General features: G+C 59.9%; 15 protein-coding genes and 3 pseudogenes. 10 read left to right on the top strand and 8 right to left on the bottom strand.

Features of this window, described 5'->3' with window-relative positions; translation table 11 throughout:
- Nucleotides 1-28: 28 nt before the first annotated feature.
- The 3 genes from NL532_RS28225 to NL532_RS28215 are packed head-to-tail and all read left to right on the top strand — an operon-like array spanning nucleotide 29 to nucleotide 2,962.
- Nucleotides 29-997 (top strand): ABC transporter permease, encoded by a 969-nt coding sequence (locus NL532_RS28225; protein ID WP_023827936.1) that lies wholly within the window; start codon nucleotides 29-31, stop codon nucleotides 995-997.
- A gap of 12 nt (nucleotides 998-1,009) precedes the next feature.
- Nucleotides 1,010-2,209, top strand: coding sequence for an alanine racemase (locus tag NL532_RS28220; RefSeq protein ID WP_023827937.1), 1,200 nt, complete (start codon nucleotides 1,010-1,012; stop codon nucleotides 2,207-2,209).
- A 9-nt stretch (nucleotides 2,210-2,218) separates the two neighbouring features.
- Nucleotides 2,219-2,962 (top strand): ATP-binding cassette domain-containing protein, encoded by a 744-nt coding sequence (locus tag NL532_RS28215; protein WP_023681808.1) that lies wholly within the window; start codon nucleotides 2,219-2,221, stop codon nucleotides 2,960-2,962.
- Between the two features lie 23 nt (nucleotides 2,963-2,985).
- Here NL532_RS28215 and NL532_RS28210 read toward each other — a convergent pair.
- Nucleotides 2,986-3,239: pseudogene (locus tag NL532_RS28210) on the bottom strand (MBL fold metallo-hydrolase); the annotation flags it as partial.
- A 4-nt stretch (nucleotides 3,240-3,243) separates the two neighbouring features.
- Between NL532_RS28210 and NL532_RS28205 the strand changes: the two are divergent.
- Nucleotides 3,244-3,348, top strand: a pseudogene (locus tag NL532_RS28205) (peptide ABC transporter ATP-binding protein); the annotation flags it as partial.
- 166 nt (nucleotides 3,349-3,514) lie between these two features.
- Here the strand turns inward: NL532_RS28205 and NL532_RS28200 are convergent.
- Nucleotides 3,515-3,844 carry a GMC oxidoreductase gene (locus NL532_RS28200; protein ID WP_023827938.1) on the bottom strand — a complete coding sequence of 110 codons (330 nt, stop codon included), beginning with the start codon at nucleotides 3,842-3,844 and terminating at the stop codon, nucleotides 3,515-3,517.
- On the opposite strand from NL532_RS28200, the gene NL532_RS28195 reads away from it, so the two are divergent.
- A complete protein-coding gene (locus tag NL532_RS28195) occupies nucleotides 3,818-4,498 on the top strand; it encodes an ABC transporter permease (RefSeq protein WP_155923721.1) in 681 nt (226 codons plus the stop codon). The two genes, NL532_RS28200 and NL532_RS28195, sit on opposite strands and share 27 nt — an antisense overlap.
- 204 nt (nucleotides 4,499-4,702) lie before the next feature.
- On the opposite strand, the pseudogene NL532_RS28190 reads toward NL532_RS28195, so the two are convergent.
- From NL532_RS28190 to NL532_RS28165, 6 genes and pseudogenes are all read right to left on the bottom strand, one after another.
- Nucleotides 4,703-5,555 (bottom strand): annotated as a pseudogene (locus NL532_RS28190) (sugar phosphate isomerase/epimerase family protein).
- Nucleotides 5,552-6,577, bottom strand: a complete 1,026-nt coding sequence (locus NL532_RS28185; RefSeq protein WP_023667740.1) for an ABC transporter permease — start codon at nucleotides 6,575-6,577, stop codon at nucleotides 5,552-5,554. The pseudogene NL532_RS28190 and the gene NL532_RS28185 overlap by 4 nt, the downstream one beginning before the upstream one ends.
- Nucleotides 6,574-7,581 (bottom strand): ABC transporter permease, encoded by a 1,008-nt coding sequence (locus tag NL532_RS28180; RefSeq protein WP_023827939.1) that lies wholly within the window; start codon nucleotides 7,579-7,581, stop codon nucleotides 6,574-6,576. Before NL532_RS28180 ends, NL532_RS28185 begins: the two co-directional genes overlap by 4 nt.
- Nucleotides 7,574-9,088, bottom strand: coding sequence for a sugar ABC transporter ATP-binding protein (locus NL532_RS28175; RefSeq protein ID WP_023827940.1), 1,515 nt, complete (start codon nucleotides 9,086-9,088; stop codon nucleotides 7,574-7,576). The genes NL532_RS28180 and NL532_RS28175 overlap by 8 nt, the downstream gene beginning before the upstream one ends.
- An 80-nt stretch (nucleotides 9,089-9,168) precedes the next feature.
- The gene (locus NL532_RS28170; RefSeq protein WP_023735711.1) at nucleotides 9,169-10,161 is read right to left on the bottom strand and encodes a substrate-binding domain-containing protein; all 993 of its coding nucleotides are present in this window, start codon (nucleotides 10,159-10,161) and stop codon (nucleotides 9,169-9,171) included.
- 365 nt (nucleotides 10,162-10,526) lie between these two features.
- A complete protein-coding gene (locus NL532_RS28165) occupies nucleotides 10,527-11,606 on the bottom strand; it encodes a LacI family DNA-binding transcriptional regulator (RefSeq protein ID WP_023827941.1) in 1,080 nt (359 codons plus the stop codon).
- Nucleotides 11,607-12,613: 1,007 nt separating this feature from the next.
- On the opposite strand from NL532_RS28165, the gene NL532_RS28160 reads away from it, so the two are divergent.
- The 5 genes from NL532_RS28160 to NL532_RS28140 all read left to right on the top strand — a co-directional run bounded on the left by NL532_RS28160 (nucleotide 12,614) and on the right by NL532_RS28140 (nucleotide 18,002).
- Complete coding sequence (locus tag NL532_RS28160) at nucleotides 12,614-13,636, top strand: LacI family DNA-binding transcriptional regulator (protein WP_023667745.1); 1,023 nt, start codon at nucleotides 12,614-12,616, stop codon at nucleotides 13,634-13,636.
- 173 nt (nucleotides 13,637-13,809) lie between these two features.
- The gene (locus NL532_RS28155; RefSeq protein WP_023729125.1) at nucleotides 13,810-14,823 is read left to right on the top strand and encodes an SIS domain-containing protein; all 1,014 of its coding nucleotides are present in this window, start codon (nucleotides 13,810-13,812) and stop codon (nucleotides 14,821-14,823) included.
- Nucleotides 14,824-14,851: 28 nt separating this feature from the next.
- Nucleotides 14,852-16,174 carry an ABC transporter substrate-binding protein gene (locus tag NL532_RS28150; RefSeq protein ID WP_023815126.1) on the top strand — a complete coding sequence of 441 codons (1,323 nt, stop codon included), beginning with the start codon at nucleotides 14,852-14,854 and terminating at the stop codon, nucleotides 16,172-16,174.
- Nucleotides 16,175-16,182: 8 nt separating this feature from the next.
- A complete protein-coding gene (locus tag NL532_RS28145) occupies nucleotides 16,183-17,145 on the top strand; it encodes a carbohydrate ABC transporter permease (protein WP_023827943.1) in 963 nt (320 codons plus the stop codon).
- Nucleotides 17,142-18,002, top strand: coding sequence for a carbohydrate ABC transporter permease (locus tag NL532_RS28140; RefSeq protein ID WP_023818619.1), 861 nt, complete (start codon nucleotides 17,142-17,144; stop codon nucleotides 18,000-18,002). Before NL532_RS28145 ends, NL532_RS28140 begins: the two co-directional genes overlap by 4 nt.

The following is an 18,002-nucleotide window of genomic DNA, read 5'->3' as shown; positions in this document are numbered from 1 at the left end:
GCGAAGCGCTCACCACCGGAGGGATAAAATGTCCAGTGCCAACACCAGTGCCGGTGGCAGCTTCGCCAGCCGCTTCAATCTGCAGCAATATGTCGTCTACCTCGGTTTCCTGGCGATCTTTCTGTTCTTCGCAATTGTGCTGCGGGACAGCGGCTTCCTCACCGTCCGGAATTTATCGAACATCGTGTTGCAGACGACGCCGGTGACGATCATGGCCATCGGCCTGGTCTTCGTCATGTCGGCCGGCGAAATAGATTTGTCGATCGGCTCGATCGTGGCGGTGGCGGCCCTTGCAGCCGCCGTCACCATCAACGCGTACGGCATGCCGGCAGGGATAGTCGCCGGCCTCGGCGCCGGCCTGCTGATCGGCGCCATCAACGGCGTGCTGGTGGCGTATGTCAGGCTGCCCTCTTTCCTGGTGACGCTGGCGACGCTCGGCCTGTTCGCCGGCGTTTCGCGTTCGATGACAGACCTTCGCTCGATCTCGCTGACCAACGAAGCGTTCACCGGCTTCTTCGGTTCCGGCTCGCTGCTCGGTGTCCCCTCACTCGTCTGGTGGTCGGTGATTGCCGTGGCCATCGGCCACCTGGTGTTCCGCGAGACCCGTTTCGGCGCGCATGTGCTGGCGACCGGCGACAATGCCCGCGCCGCAAGCGTATCGGGCATCAGCGTGCCCAGGATCAGGCTCGCCGTGCTGACCATCAGCGGCGGGCTCGCCGGTCTTGCCGGCTTGCTCTATGCCGGTCGCCTGCAGGCGGCAAAATATACTCTCGGCGAAACCGACTTGATGACGGTCATCGCCGCCGTCATCGTCGGCGGCACGCTGCTCAATGGCGGCAAGGGCTCCGTGGTCGGCGCGCTGGTCGGCTCGTTGATGATGGGCATGCTCAACAACGGCCTGATCCTGATGGGCCTGTCGGTCTCCGACCAGATGATCGTGCGTGGCCTCATCATCCTGACCGCAGTCGCCGTGTCGCTGCGCGAAAAGAACCGCTGAAGGAAGCCATCCATGTTTCTCGACATTTTGCGCCGCCGCAACCCCGCCTTCATCGAATCAGCTATCCGGTTGCACCAGCAAGGTAAGCTGCCGGCCAATGCTTATGTGCTCGATCTCGACACGGTTGAGGCCAATGCGCGGGTTCTCAAGAGCGAGGCCAACCGCAACGGCCTGAAGATCTTCGCCATGACCAAGCAGGTCGGCCGCTCCTCGTCGTTCTGCCGGGCTGTGATGCGCGGCGGCATTGACCGCGCGGTCGCCGTCGACATGGCTTGCGCCCGCGCCACCCACAAGGCAGGCATGAAGCTTGGCCATCTCGGCCATCTCCAGCAGGTCGCAAAATTCGAAGCGGCGGCTGCGGCGAAAACCTTCAAGCCGGACTACTGGACCGTGTTCAATGATACCAAGGCTGGGGAAGCGGCAACAGGCGCCAAGGCGGCCGGCTATGTGCAGCATCTGCTGGCCCGCATCGCCGCCGAAGGCGATACCTTCTATCGCGGCCATGAAGGCGGTTTCAATGCCGCCGACATTATCGATGTCGCCGACCGGCTGGATGCCGTCGAAGGCGGCCGTTTCGCCGGCATCACCACTTTCCCTGCTCTGCTGTTCGACCATGCTTCGCGAAAAGTGCTGCCGACCCCCAATCTGGCGACGCTCGCGAAAGCTGCGGAAGCGCTGGCCAAGGCAGGCCGCAAGGACATTGAGATCAACGCGCCGGGCACCACCTCCAGCGTCATGCTGGCGGCACTCGCCGAGGCCGGCGCGACGCAGTGCGAGCCCGGCAATGGACTGCATGGCACCACCGCGCTGCATGTCATGGAAGATTTGCCGGAGCTGCCGGCGGTGCTCTATCTCACCGAGGTCTCGCATCTCTCCGGCGGCAAGGCCTATTGCCTTGGCGGCGGCTTCTACATCGATCCGATCTTCCCCGACTACGACGTCAAGGCGATCGTCTCGGCTGAACCGACGACGGCAGGCTCGGCACTGCGCAGCGTCGAGGTGCCGCCGCCCTCGGCGATCGACTATTACGCCATGATCGATGCCGCCGGCGCGAACGCGCCGAAGCCTGGCGACAGCGCCGTGTTCGGCTTCCGTGGCCAGGCCTTCGTCACCCGCGCCCATATTGTCGGCGTGTCGGGCATTTCGACGGACAATCCGAGAGTGGAAACCATCGAGAACGGCTTCGGTGAACCCTATGCCTGGCCAGTCTAGGAGAAACACATGACGGTGAGCGCGCCCATCCTTCAGCTGCACGACATTCGCAAGAATTTCGGCGGCATCACCGCGATCGAGAGTTTTTCGCTCGAGGTTTTCCCGGGCGAGATCGTTGCACTCGTCGGCGACAACGGCGCCGGAAAGTCGACGCTGGTCAAGATCGTCTCGGGCGTCCACCCGCCCTCGTCCGGCACCATCGTCATCGAAGGAAAACCGGTGACGATGTCGAATGCCACCATGGGGCGCGCGCACGGCATCGAGGTCGTCTACCAGGACCTGGCGCTGGCCGACCAGCAGACGGTCTACATGAACATGTTCCTCGGCCGCGAGCCGCTGAACCGCCTCGGTTTGCTCGACCGCCGCCGCATGATCGACGAGACCGAGAAACTGGTGAAGGAACTGGACGTGCGCATCCCCTCCGCCCACGCCACTATCCGCGATCTCTCCGGCGGCCAGCGCCAGGGCGTTGCGATCGCGCGCGCCACGCATTGGGCAAGCAAGCTGATCCTGCTGGATGAGCCGACGGCGGCGCTGGGCGTTGCCGAAACCGCCCGGGTGGAGTCTATCGTCCAGTCTCTGAAGCAGCGCAATGTCGGCATCCTGATCATCAGCCACAGCCTCGACCAGGTCTTCAAGCTCTCCGACCGCATCTGTGTTCTCAGGCGTGGCAAGCAGATTGGAATTCGCGAGACCGCGAAGACCGATAAGAACGAGATCATTGCCATGATCACCGGCCTGCAGCAGCAATAGCAGGAACCTCTCTGAGAGCCCCCGCCCGAGATCCGGATGTTGTCGGCGATCACGCGATCGATCAGCTTGTGCCGCGTGGTGATCGCCATCGGCCCGTCCTGGTCGTAGCTGCCTTGCCACTCCGGATGCGGCGCCAGCAGCGCTGGCACATACATCGTGTCGGCCGAAATCATGCGCTGTTCCTTGCCGTAGTTTGCGAGGTAGACCGAGTGGCCGGGCGTGTGGCCGGCTCAGCGATGATCTGGAAGCCGGGCGCGACTTCGGCGCCGTCATGGATGCTGCTGGAACTGCTGCGTCTGGTGAAGCTGCCTGCATCGCCTGAATTTCTCCAGGCGTATCCGCACCAGCTTTCTGGCGGCCAACAGCAGCGCGTTGGCATCGCTATCCCAGTCTCGATTTGATAGGACCTATGCAATGTATGGCGGCGCCGACATCACCGTGCCGCCCGGCGGCGTCAAGCTGTCCGGTTTCGGTCGCGACAAGTCGCTGCATGCGCTGGACAGATACACCGTCTCAAAACAGCCTGGATTTCTCTGGGCTGCCTGTTTCTCGCTAAGCGCTGCCGAGGATGAAATCGGCGCACCGATCGGCGATCATGATCACCGGCGCGTTGGTGTTGCCGCTGATGAGACGCGGCATGATCGAGGCGTCGCAGATGCGTAGGCGCGGCACGCCGCGCACGCGCAATTGCGGGTCGACCACCGCCTGGTCATCGGTGCCCATCCGGCAGGTGCCGCAGGGGTGATAAACCGTCTTGGCGTGTTCGAGGATGTGGTCTGTTATGGACTGATCGGAAAGGTCGGCGGCCCCGCCCGGCGACAGCTCCTCGGCGATCACCGCCTGCAGGGCCGGTTGATGCAGGATGGTGCGGGCGATCTTCATGCCGGCGAGCAGCAGGGCAACACCAAGATGCGACGGCAGGCTTTCCCTACGAAACCCGCTTCGAGGATCTGGAATATCTCACCACCGGTCGCACCGATCTGGTTTCGGTTCTTACCAACAATGCCTACCTCCATTCCCATTCCTCATTCTTTTGTCTTCCTGCTTGTCCTGGCGGCGGTGATGTTGGTCGTTCTGCACCGTACCGCCTTCGGACTATACCTCTACGCCGTCGGCAAAAATGAAGAGGCCGCGCGGTTTTCGGGAATCCGTACCGGCCGGGTTATCATCTGCGCCTATGTGATCTGCGCCGGGCTGACGGCGCTGTCATCCATCTTTCTCGCAATGTACACACGCTCGATCCTGCCAAGCTCGCACGGCAATTTCTACGAGCTCTACGCGATCGCCGCCGCCGTCCTTGGAGGGTTCTCGTTGCGGGGCGGGGAAGGCTCAATCATTGGTGTGGTGCTTGGAACGATCTTGCTGCAGGTGCTTCAGAACCTTGTCAATCTTCTAGGCATTCCCTCCTCACTCAACTTTGCCGTGAGTGGATCGGTGATCCAGATCGGGGTACTGGCCGACCAGGAATACACAGAGTTTCGAAAGCGCCGCGAATTGATGCGGGGCCGGCTCGCAACCGCCGAAGGTAGGCTGTGATGCCCGAGCCGGTGAAATAGGTTGTTCACGGCAGTTGCGATCGCCGACCGGTTGGCTGCTTGCGCCCGGGGGGCAGCCGAAGGCCGGGATCTAAAACGCCGCAATATTGCCTCTCGAGCGGCTCCTGCTTCGAAGGCAGTCGCCGCAATGTCGATGCAGTCGGCTCATGATGTGCCGAGTTTCGATCTCGCATGGCGATGTAACTTATGCGATCAGCCCGTACTGCCGTGCCTTGTTGCGCAAGAACGGCAGACCGTTGCCCATTACAACCGCTTCACTCTCGGCCACCGGACGCCACACGCTGAGGCCAAAGGCCAGACGCGGATCCATGTTGATGAAGCTCTCCATCGCGAGCCCGCCCTTGAAGCCGATCGCGGCCAGCGTTGCGAACGTCTCATCCCAATTGCAATTGCCCTCGCCTGGGGTGCCGCGATCAGACTCGGAGAGGTGGATATATTTGAGGTAATCGCGGGCGACGATAATACCGTTTGCCCATACCTTTCTCCTCTATGTTCATGTGATAGGTATCAAGGTGCACGAACATATTGTCGGCGCCGACTCTCTCGATTAGTGCCACCGCCTGAGCCGCGGTGTTGATGATGTGGTTCTCGTAGCGGTTCACGGCTTCAACACCGAGTTCGATGCCGCGAGACTTGGCTTGCGCGGCGGCGGACGTCATCACTTTTGCAATGTTATCAAGTTCGTCCTGCGTAGGTGGCACGCCAGTACGCTCGCCGATGCCGCCATAGATTACGCCGCATAGCGCCTGGGCTCCGATGTCGGCCGTCTTGTCGATAGCCACCTTGAGAAAGTCAATCGCCTCCTGTGGGTGGCGCGATGCCCACGCATATTCGGGCAACCCTAGCGAGCACACCGCCTGCATGCCATTTGCCGCCAGCAGCTTGCGGGTGTGATCGGCATCGCAAGAAAATGGATCGGCCAGCGAAATTTCAATGAAATCGAGATCGTATTTTTTCACCGCCGCTACAGTGTGCTCGGCGCCCTCTACGGACCAACCACTCGTCCACATGCTCGTATGAACGCCAAAACCCTTCATCGTGTTATCCTCATGAAATTGAGCTGCCCGGCAGCCCACCGCAAGATCATGACGCCGATCAGCATGATGCCCCAAATGGCTGTGGCCAGGTGCTGGCTGGCGCCCAAGAGATTCAGTCCCGAAGAAAGCAACTGCAAAACGATGAGGGCTAGGAAGACCGAAACGACCTTGCCGAAGCCGCCAAACGGATTCACCCCGCCCAAAAAGCAGGCAAGCACCGTAATCAGCACATAGGACTCGCCATGGCCGACACGGACGGAATTGAATCGTGCCATCATGATAATGCCGGCCAACGCACACATGGCGCCAGACAGCGCGTAGATCAGAATGATCACGCGTCGCGTCGAGATGCCGGAATAGCGCGTCGCCTCGATGTTGGAGCCGACCATATAGTTTGAAAAGCCAAGCCTGGTTCGGGTCATCAAAACATGCCAGACGATGACTGCGCCGAGCAGTATCAGCAGCGGGACAGGAATGCCGACGATGCTGCCGTGGCCCAGGGGCTGGATGAATTCGGGAAAGCCCGAAATATCGGCGCCGCGGGTCAGAAACTCGCCAAGGCCGCGCAGGAAAATCATCACCGAGAGCGAAACGAGGATGGGGTGCGCGCCGGTATAGGCTATCACCGGGCCCATGACCAAGCCGCTTGCCGTGCCAACGCCGACCGCAAGAACGGAACCGAGTAGAAAGGCATAGATGCTTGCGTCCGGTCCTCCGTTGGCCTGAAGAACCCAGGCGAGCGTGAGGCCACAGAGATTGGCCGTGAACGTCACGGCGAGATTGATGCCGCCCGAGATGATCGGCATCAACATCGCGAGCGTAAGCAGTCCAAGTTCAGGCAACTGGAAGGCCACCGATTCAAAGGTAGCTTTGGACAGGAATCGCGGCGAGAGAGATCCGAAGAATGCAATCACCAAAATCAATGCCAGCAAAAGTCCGATATTCTCGGCGCCCAACGTGCCGGCAAGACGGCGCAAGAATCCGTGCCGTAGCGCTCCAGTTTCGAGCACGCGCTGCGTCATGTACCCATCCTCTGCCGCAAGCCCGCGAGGATATGCCCGAGCGGCGCGTTGGACAGCGTGATGGCAATCAAGATGATCGCCCCGACGATCATCTTGAAAGCATAGGGAGAGATGCCGAGGAGGTTCAGCCCGTTTTGCGTCACCGACACAAGAAACACGCCAAGGATGCAACCGAGCACGGTGCCGCGCCCGCCACCCAGCCTGGCACCGCCAAGGACAACAGCTGCCAGCACGTCCAGCTCGCGCCCCACCAATGCGTTGGGCACGATTTCCTGGGAATAGTGCACCTGCACAAGTCCCGCGATCCCGGCCATCAAACCAAGCCAGCCGAAGGCAATGAAGTGCATCGCCGCGATGTTGATACCGAGGCGACGGGCGCCCTCCGGGTTATCGCCAAAAGCGTATAGCTGCCGTCCCGTGGTGGTATACCGGATAAGCCCCCAGGTGGCGGCGACGCAGACCGCCATGATCGCAACCGGCAGTGTTAGCTCGGCCCAATTGCCATTCGCCTGTTGGAACTCGAAAAGCACAGTGCGATGCGTCCACCATGCAGGCAGATTGTAGATCGATACACCGTGCGTGAAGAACATCAGAAGGCCGAAAAAAATATTGAAGGTGGCGATGGTGACAACGATTGAAATGATCTGGAAATAGTAGATGAGGCCGGCGTTCACCGCACCCAGGGTGATCCCGACAATTGCCGCCAAGGTGAGGCCGATGAACCAATCACCACCTCCCATTTGGGCTAGAGCCAGCGCCACGACGTATTGAACCACTGACGCGGCCACAGCGAAGGAGATGTCGATGCCTCCCGCGATCAACACCACCAGCAGCCCAACCGCGAAGATCAGATTTGTCGAGCTTGTGTTGAGCAGGTTGAAGAGATTGGCAATGGTGAAGAATTTGTCGCTCGCAACCGAGAGACCTGCGCTCATGATGAGAAGAACCACAACGAGCCATGTCTCGGTGGGATGAGCCCGGAAGAGCTTGCCGCGGTTACGCATAGACGGCAGCTTCCAGGTCACCGAGCGGGATGGCGTGCGGATCGTATTCGGCGACTATCTTGCCCGCAGCCATATGAAGGATACGATCGGCGTTGAAATAGACCTCCGGCACTTCATCGGATATCAGCAGAATCGCCAGGCCTTCGGCAGCGAGCTTGGCGACAATCTCGAAGATGCCGGCCCGCGCGCCAACGTCCACCCCCACGGTTGGCGAATCAAGAATGATCAGTTTCAGGCCGACCGCCAGCCATTTGGCGATGGCCACCCTTTGCTGGTTGCCGCCCGAGAGCGTGGAAATCGCATCGGTCTGCCGCCCGACTTTTATCGCCAATTCCTCGATCCAATGATTGACGAGCGCGTCCTTCTTCTCCGAGGAGATCAGCCCTCGATCAAGGATCTTGTCGAGCACCGGGATAACGGCGTTGTCGGCGATGGACTGAGCTTGTATGAGACCAAGGGACAAGCGGTCTTCGGAGAGATATCCAATACCCGCGCGGATTGCGTCGCGGTTGGAGTTCAGATGAAGAACCGTCCCGTTAAGTGCGATGCTGCCGCCGTCTGGGCGCAGCATGCCGAAAATAGAAAGCGCGAGTTCTGTGCGACCGGCGCCGAGTAGCCCGGTCAGGCCAAGCGTTTCACCTCGCCGTATTGTCAGCGAAACGTCGTCATAGTCGCCTGCGCGGGTCAATCGATCGATCTTCAACACGACGGGTGATCCACTAAGGTTTCTCGTGCTCACGGTTTGGTCGAAAGTCTTGCCGGTCATTAGTTCGGTGAGGCGTGATTGGGTCATTCCGGCGGTCGGGAACACCCCAACGACCTTGCCGTCGCGCAGAACGGTGACGCGACTTGAGATCTCCAGAACTTCTGCAAGGCGATGGCTGACGAAGACGATGGCCATGCCTTCATTCGAGAGTGTTCGAACGATCGCGAGCAACCGGTCTGTTTCCGATTGAGTAAGCGACGATGTGGGCTCGTCCATGAAAATAACCTTCGCATCGCCGGCGAGCGCCCGGGCGATGGCGACGATCTGACGTTGGGCGATTGCAAAGCTACGCAGAGGCGCGTCGACATCGAGGTCGGCGCCAAGCCGCGCCAACAGCCCTCGCGCCACCTCGCGAATGCGCGAATGATCGACGAGCCGAGGCATGTTGCCGAGGACAGTTCTGATCCCGATATTTTCCGCGACTGTCATTTCAGGAAACAGTGCGAGGTCCTGCCAGATGACTTCCACCCCGGCGCTGCGCGCCGCAGCCGGCGACATGATGTCGACAGACTTTCCGGCGATCGACATGTTTGCGCCGGCTAGCGGCTGACAAACGCCGGTGATTACCTTGATCAGGGTGCTCTTGCCGCTGCCGTTCTCACCGGCGATGCATTGCACTTCGCCCGGGAGAACCTCGAAGGCGACATCCTGGAGGGCTCTAACGCCACCAAATGTGACGCTTATGTTGCTAAACGACAGAACCGGTGGGAGGTCCTGCGTCGTAGACGCGACGAGGTTCACGGCGGGCCCTTCTGAAATGACAAGGATGGGGCGTGCCGGGATTGATCTGCCACCCCGGCACGCCAGCCATGGTCCGCCATCTAAAGCCCTAGGGCTGCAAGACCATCGACCGTTTCGACCGTGATAGGCTGCACAGCGTCCACGATGATGGTGCCGGTTTTGAAGTCAGGGTGAACGACACCCAGACCTTCGATCGTCATGCCGTCTGTGATTTCACCGCCGCCCGCCAGAAAATCAGCCATTGTTACGAATACTTTGCCCGCTTCCAGAGGATTCCACATGTAGCCGCCGTCAATAATGCCGGACTTGAGCATTGCGCTGCCTTGGCTAGGCGAGAATGAACCGACAAGAACCACCTTGTCACCAAGCTTCTGCTCCTCGATCGCGCGTCCGGCGCCGATCGGTCCCTGACTGCCGAACGTCAGGAAGCCGCCGAGGTCAGGATTGGCGGCAAGCACATCCAGAGCCGTCTTTCGGCTGTCATCGGCGCTCTCGGCGACGCCATATCTGTCGCCAACCATCTGCATGTCGGGAAAGTTCTTCTTCAGGTAGGCGATTGCAGCATCGGCCCAGGCATTGTGTGCGGGCACGGTAAGAGAACCCACGTACACGACGTACTTGCCTTTGCCGCCCATTTTCTCGGCAAATAGTTTGGCATGGGCCTCACCGAAACCAACGGCCGAGACCATTTCGAAGTCCCAATCAGCGTTCACCTGGTCCGGCGATTCATGGGTTATGACCTTGATGCCCGTGTCGCGCGCCTTTTTTAGAACCGGCTCGAGAACGTTTGCATCATTCGGCACGACGCCAATTACGCTGACGCCCTGAGCTATCAGGTCTTCGATCGCGCGGACCTGAAGTGCCGGGTCGGCGCTGGTCGGCCCGACCATGAAGCCGTCGTCGCCAAGCTCTTTCGACTTTTCCTTTATTCCCGTTTCCATGGCATTGAACCAGGGAATGCCGCCGATCTTCACGACGACTCCAACCTTGATGTCCTTCGCCAGTGCAGCATCCATTGTGGCGACCGAAAGGGCTGCGCCGAACGCTGCCGCGAGTATAGTTTTTGCTAACATTTAGTTCCTCCCTGATTGACGAGTTTTTGGGTTGCCTATTGCCCATGTCGGCTTTGTTTGGCCCACCCCTTTGGGCCCTACGGCATTGACGCACTCGGCGCCGCATTCCTCCCAGAACGCGCCATAAAAGACTTTGAATGCCGGCCGGTCAAGGTGCTAAATAGATTTAGCAAGGCGGTCACGCCACCAGCGTCTAAAAACATTTCTCGATTGATGTAAACGATCCGCCCTTTCGCACTCAGGCTGCACCCGTAGAAACGACATGCGATCCCCCGCGAGCCTTGGGTGGAGGCGGTGCTACCCAGATCCGAGGTGCTGATGAACGGAGTTGAACTTCTGCAACGATGTCTCGTGACAAAGAATTGCTAGTGGTCGATGCTCGATTTGGATGCCGAATCCCAATCTTCTTGGGCGCCGTCATGCTCTCCGGTTCGCCCAAAGCTGGTCGGTACGGTCACCAGCGGAAAGTGGTCTATCGAATAATTCTCGAGAAGCGAAAATCCTTCAGCAATCATCACCTCGACATTCTGTCGGACCATGGTCACATCGAAGGGCAAATGCGCCGCGAATGGATCCCAGTCGAAGCTTCCGACAACAACCCGTCCAAGCTCACTTGAGGCTAGTGTCGAAGTGAACCGCAATGTTCCTTCAAGAGCGGTCACGCCGTTGACGAACATACCTGAGGGCAGATGCCCAAGCTGAGCGTATCGTGCAGCGAGAGACCGAGCAGCGTTGGTCGGTGCGTATCCGCAGCAGTCAATCGTGCCCGGGCCCGTAACAATCCCATGCGCTGCCAGCGCATCGTGAAAACCCAGCAAACGGCTACGTGTTGCGTCATCATCGCTGACCCCGCCAAAGAAGAAGAGATCTTCGGTGGAGCCCCCTCGTTCTTTCAATTTCTGAACAATGATCTCTGTGAGCGCCTTGGCGCCCCCGTAGTTGTCAGAAACAACTGAGGGAGCCCGGCGGCCTGGCAGATCGATGTTGATGCACCGGACGCCCGCTGCCCGGCACAGATCATTCAGCGGATCGGGGTCACGAACGCCTGCAAGGAAGAGAAATTCCACCTGCTGAGCCAGCAGGGTTTCCGTCACACTCAACTCGATATCAGGATTACGATGGGTGCTGACGACGATCGGGCACAAGCGGTGGACGCGGGATTCCGCTTCAAAGGCTTCGGCCAATCCGGCGAAGAAGCGATTGCGGTAATGTGGCAAGATCATTCCAGCGAGTCCGGATCGGGAAAGCCGCAATCCTCGTGCCTTGAGGTTGACAGCATAGCCAAGCCGCTCAGCCCAATCGAGGATGGTCGCTGCGGTTTCCGCCTTGATCCGGTGCTGTTGCCACGAGCCATTGAGGACGAGACTGACCGCTGTCGGGGACAACTTTGCCGCCACCGCGATATCATAAATCGTTGACTTGCGTCGGACAGACTTTCTCGCCATTCGTGACGCTCCCACTAGCAGATGCAGTAGACGCTAGTGCGGGGTCAAGGCAACATCTCTAAATTGCGACAAACGGTTTGGAGGAGCGATCCCACGGAAAGGACGCGGCCTCTCGTGCCTCCGGTCCGGTCTCCCTGATTGTCTCGATCGTTGCAATGACAGCGCCAGGGAAATCGGCAGATTTGGGATTTTCCCTGAAGCTTCGTTCAGCGTCGCTGGAGACACCAACCCCAGCGTTTCGGCTTTGGTCTCCCCGATGATCAATCACCTTGCAAAGGTCGACGAGAAGTTTCGATCAGTTTGGAGCCTACCGTTGGCGATGGTCGGGCGCACGCGTCACGATCGAGTCCTCCGTTTCAATAGCGGGAAGATGAAAGCTTTGGGTTTCTGAGTCTCTATCTGGCCCCAAAAGGGTGCTGCCGGATGCGCCTTCGTCTCCGGGCGTTGTGCGTACTTGGCCGAGGTGCCCTTGCTTGGCAAGTTCCTTCCGCGACAAGGGTCTGCTCGACAGCATTTTCGTCGCTATTGCCAATGCGGAGCCCCGGAGGATCAAAACCGGTTAGCAGCATGATGCCGACGGTTCAGAGCAAGCGACTCAGATTCCCGATTTGCACAGAGTCCCCCGGCCTGTGGCTCTCCGTGCAGCGGGCCTTGAGCGTCTGGCTTTTTTGAAAGCTCGCCTCCAATCGCTGGACGAGTTTGGCGGCAAGCCTAGTCGTCTCCATCGGTGTTATGATCGATGCCAGGGAGGCCGCCTGGACCATGGCGTGAACTCATTGCCGTATGCTGGTAGTGCAAGGCAATGAACTGACTGCACAACATGTAGGTGCATTCGTGGATCAAATTTCCAGATAGCCAAACAGCGCGCGTATCTCGATTAGGTGGCAAGGAGTTGCGAAAGCTATGTTCGCAGTTTGAGAATCGTCCGATATGCCGCACAACGATGCCGGCAAGACGAGCCGAGAATGATCTGACGCAATGTTCAGATCCAAGAAGGACGGTTACCTGTGGCCCAGAAAGGAATCACACTAAAGGACGTTGCCGCAGCGGCTAAGGTGTCGCGCGCCACGGCCGCCCGGGCGCTCAACAGCTATGGTTACGTTGGCGACGAGACGGCGCTCCGCGTGGTTGAGGCAGCCGAAAGGCTGGGCTATCGGGCCAACCTCGTCGCGCAGGCGCTGCGCAGCGGACAATTGCCGATCATAGGCTTCGTGCCCGGCGATATCCAGAATCCGTTCTTCGCCCGAATCGCGCACGACATAGAGGTGGAACTGCGCAAGCACCGCCACAATCTTCTGATTGCCAGCAGCGAGGAGAATGTAGAACAGGAGAAAGAACTGCTTGAGAGCCTTCGCTCGCTCAGCATTCGCGGCTTCATCCTTGCCCCAACGTCTGCAACCGACAGCCAGCATATTGTGCAACTGGCCCGCGAAGGCGCACCGATCGTGCTCATCGACCGCGTGGTAAAGGACCTGCAATGCGACAGCGTCGTCGTCGACAACGAGGGCGGGGCACGCGAGGCAGTGGACTATCTGGTTGGCAACGGTCACCACCGGATCGGTCTTTTGCGCGACGAGTCACGCATCTTTACGGCACAGGAACGCTTGGCTGGCTACGAAAACTCGCTCCACTCGCATGGGATCGCAATCGATGAAGCGCTCATCGGCGTATCGCGCTCGACCGTCGAGCACGCCATCGAAGCCACGATCCGCCTGTTCAGCCGGCGCAATCGCCCCACCGCACTGTTCACGGTGGACAGCCTCATGACGCAAGGCGCGCTTCTTGGCCTGCGTTCAATGGGGCTCTCGATTCCGCATGACGTGTCGGTGGTTGGCTTCGATGACTTCAACCTCGCCACGTTCACCGATCCGCAGATAACGGTCGTGGCGCAACCCATCTCCGAGATCGGACCGCTCGCCGCTAGATATCTGCTGGAGCGGCTTGCCGGCAAAAAGGTTGCACCGCGCCGTACCCGATTTCAGACCCGCTTGATCGTACGCGGATCGGTTGCCCGGCGCGCTGTGCGCTAAAAGAGCAAACCCCTCGATTTCGGAGAATTTCGTCTAAAGGACTTGCCATTGGCGAAATTGCGTGCCCATTATTGCTTGTGAGATCGATCTCACATCGGGAAACGAGCTAGACGGCCCACCGACGCCTAAGGCGGGCTAGAGGCCTGTAACATGCGAAATACAAGGAAAACGTCATGCTGAACTTCGATAGGGACCGCTTCGTGAAGATCCAAAGCGGGGCCGTCGCCGTCGCAGGTGAGGTTCGCTCACTGATGCGCACACTGCTGGCAGATGGCGTCGAGCGGCTGTTTTTCATGGGCACCGGCGGCGTGCAGCTTCTAACCTTGCCCGCGATCGAGTTGGCGCAGCGCTGTTCCACCTTCCCGGTGAGCGGTGCCTATCCGGCGCAGGTCGTGATCGATCCGCCCGCCGGTCTCGACAGCAAGGCCGTGGTGGTCATCCCGTCCTTGTCGGGCACGACCAAGGAAGGCGTCGAGCTCATGGCCTTTCTGAAAAAACGTGGTGTGCGCACGATTTCGCTCACCGGCCATTCGGATACGCCAATTGCACGGGAGGCTGACCACAATTTCACGAACTTCGCCGAAGACGACACCTCGTCGGAATCCTTCTACCTGCAGACGCTGCTGATCGTCCTGGCCCTGCTGGAAGAGCGCGGCGAATATGATGATTTTGATGGCACTGTCGCCGAACTCAAACTGCTGCCGGATCTGCTTGCCGACGCCAAGGCTGCCTTTGAGGACAGGGCGGCCGAACTGGCCCAGACAATCAAGGACGATACCTATCACATCTTCACCGGCGCCGGCTCGGTGTGGCCGGAGGCACACTATTACGGCATGTGCATCCTCGAAGAGATGCAGTGGATTCGCACCCGCCCGGTGCACGCCGCCGACTTCTTCCACGGTACGCTCGAGTTGGTCGAGCCGGGCGTCAGCGTTTTCGTGTTCAAGGGCGAAGATGCCCTTCGGCCCCTGGCCGACCGGGTCGAGAACTTCGCCAAGCGCTACACGGACCGCGTTCGCACGCTGGACGCGGCCTCGGTCAAGTTGCCGGGCATCTCCGCAAAGGTCCGCGGCATGATCTCGCCGGTTCTGCTCGCCACCTTGCTCGAGCGGCTGAGCGCCCATCTCGAGGTGCTGCGCAACCACCCGCTGACCACCCGTCGCTACTACAAACGCGTGGAATATTGATCCCCTCTCACCTCTGAAGGAGCTATCCATGAAACGTTCGCTGCAAATCGTGGCGGTCACGGTGGCCGCGGTATCATCATTGGGGTTGTCGATAAGCGGCAGTTCCGCCGCTTCGCCGGCTGTCACGGCCGACCCAAACGCCAAGGTGGAATACACCGGCACGCTTTCGGTCCTGACGAAGTTCGGGCTGCAACAGCTGTCGCCGTATTTCGTCAACCTGGCACAGGCCTATGAGAAGCTCCATCCGGATGTGAAGGTCGAACTTATCCAGGAGAGCGACGACAGCGTGAAGGGCAAGACCAAGACGCTGGTCGCTTCCAACTCGCTGCCCGATATCTATTTCTCCTGGACAGGCAGCTGGGGTGGCAATTTCGTGCGCGGCAATCGCGCCGTTGATCTCACGCCCGTCATTGCTGCCGATACCGAGTGGGGCAAGTCGCTGTCTCCAGCCGCCGTCAAGGCGTTCCAATACAACGGCAAGTTCTATGGCATTCCGCTTTACCAGGATGCCAAGTTCATGGGCTACAACAAGCAGATCTTCGCCAAGCTCAGCCTCAAGGCACCCGGCACTTTCGAGGAATTGCTGACCAGCTGCGACGCCATCCGCAAATCCGGCGTGACACCGATCTCCTTCGGCAACAAGGAGGCCTGGCCGGCAATCCACTTTGCAGGCCAGCTGCTCGCCTACAACGTGCCGCAGGCAACGCTGGAACGCGACTTCGATCCGGCCACCGCCCAATACAGCGATCCAGGCTACGTCGCAGCACTCAAGCAGTTCAGCCAGCTTGTCGAGCGCTGCACCGATGGCGCCGGCGTCAACGGCACATCCTATGCTTCGGCTCTCCAGGCCTTCACCAACGCCCAGTCGGCTATGTACTACCAGGAAATCATCGAGTTCGATCAGGCCGCCACGCCGGAGTCGGCGTTAAAGCCCGCCGATTTCGGATTCTTCCGGCTGCCGGTGCCCGCTGGCGCAAAGGGTGACGCCAAGTCGATCGAGGGCGCGCCGGAGGGCTACATGATCAATGCGGCATCGAAGAACATCCCGCTGGCGATCGATTTCATGAAGTTCGTGACTTCCAAGGAAAATGCGCAGGTGCTGTCTGCGCCACCCTATGGCCAGCCGAGCGCCACCATCGGCGGCGCCTCGGAATCGAACATGAGCGCGGCTGTGGTCGATGGCCTCAAGGATATCAACGCCGCCTCATACCTCATGCCCTGGCTGGATACGGCCAACCCACCGCGCGTCGCCGCCGTCTGGCTGTCCAGCTTGCAGGCGCTGGCGGGCGGCTCGATGACGCCCGAGCAAGTGATGGACGAGGTGCGCAAAGCCGCATCCGCGGCCAAATAAAACAGACCATGGCAAGGGCCTCGGACACAGTGGACAGCGGCGCCGATATTCGCGGCGTCGCCAGGCCGCAACGGCCAAAGAGCCGGCGGGCCTGTTTCGCCAACCTGTTGTCGTTGCGATGGGCGGCGATCGCGCTCATCCTCATCGGCTGGTTCGTCTATTATCCGATCGTCGACAATTTCATCGTCAGCACCACTGACCAGGACATCTACACCGGCGAGGTCACCAATGTCGGCCTCGCCAATTACGACCGGCTGCTGCATGACCCGGTCGTGCTGCTGGCGCTGTGGAACAACTGCCTCTACGCTCTCATCTCCGTCATCTTCCAGGTCTTCGGCGCGTTCCTGCTGGCGGCCATCATCGAGGACCTGAAGAGCGAACGCTGGCGCCGCCTGTGGCGCGCCGTCTATTTCGTCCCGTCGGCCATCTCGATCACGGTGACGGGCCTGCTGTTTTATTTCATCTACCAGCCGCAGATCGGCTTGCTGGATGCAGCCCTCAGCCGTGTTGGCCTGAGCCAGCTCGTCATGCCCTGGCTTGGCAATGAGCACACCGCCATCTATGCCATCATCGCCATGAGCCAATGGCAGGGTTTTGGCTATTCGACGCTGCTGTTTGCCATTGCCATTCAGAAGATCCCGCGCGACCTCTACGATGCCGCAACGATCGACGGCGCAGGCCCGCTTCGCCGCCTGTGGAGCATCACCTTTCCGCTGACCCGGGAAATGACGGGATTGATGATCATCGTCACCATCACCGGCGCGTTCCAGGTGTTCAACGAGGTCATGGTGATGACCGCGGGCGGCCCCAACAACAGCAGCCAGGTGCTGGGCACGTGGCTCTACCAGAAGGCCTTCATCGAGGACAATTTCGGCTATGGCGCGGCGATCGCCGCCGTCATCTTCATGTTGACCATGCTCACCGGTGCGGCACAGCTCTGGTACACCAAGCGCCGCCGGGTGCAGCAATGAGCGCAACGATTGCAGCCGGTCGCAGCCGGCACGTCAATGTGTGGTCGGTCATCGCCAGGACATTGCTCTATTCGTTCCTGGTCTGCCTCGCTGTCGTCGTCATCTACCCGCTGATCTGGATGGCGCTGAGCGGCTTCAAGGACAATGCGCAGATCTTCGGCGATCCCTTCGCCCTGCCCACCCATTGGTCGTGGAACAACTACGTTCAGGCATGGAACCAGGGCGTGCGTGGCTACGTGACAGTCTCGGTGCTGGTGACCATCGCTTCGGCCATATGCACCGTGCTGATCAGCGCCTGGACGGCCTTCGGCCTGACCCGCACGAAGATGCCGGCAAAGCCGCTGGTTATCGCCATCGTTCTGGGCGGCTTGATGCTGAGCCCCACGGTGGCGATCATTCCACTGGTGAAGATGTTGCAGGCGCTCGGTCTCTACAACACCTACTGGGCGCTGATCATTCTCTACACGGCGTTCCGGGTGCCGTTCACCACCTTCCTCATCCGCGCCTACATGCTGGATCTGCCTGAAGACATCGACGAGGCGGCGACGATGGATGGCGCCAGCGAGGGTCAGATCTTCTGGCGCATCACCTTGCCGCTGTGCCGGCCGATAATCATCTCCTGCGTCATCCTGCACGTCCTGTTCGCCTGGAACGAATATCTCTTCGCCATGATCTTCACGAGCGGCTCGGATGTGCAGACGCTGCCGGTCGGACTGACGTCGATCATGGCAACGCACGGGACCAACTATGCCGTGGTGTTCGCGGCCATGACGATCTCGGCGCTGCCTATCGTGATCGTGTTCTTTGCCGCGCAACGCTACTTCATCCGTGGCTTGGCCGAAGGCATCGGCAAATAA

It is taken from the genome of Mesorhizobium sp. C120A, from assembly GCF_030323105.1.
In the GTDB taxonomy this organism is placed as follows: Bacteria; Pseudomonadota; Alphaproteobacteria; order Rhizobiales; family Rhizobiaceae; genus Mesorhizobium.
This window is presented reverse-complemented; position numbering and strand designations above follow the sequence as displayed.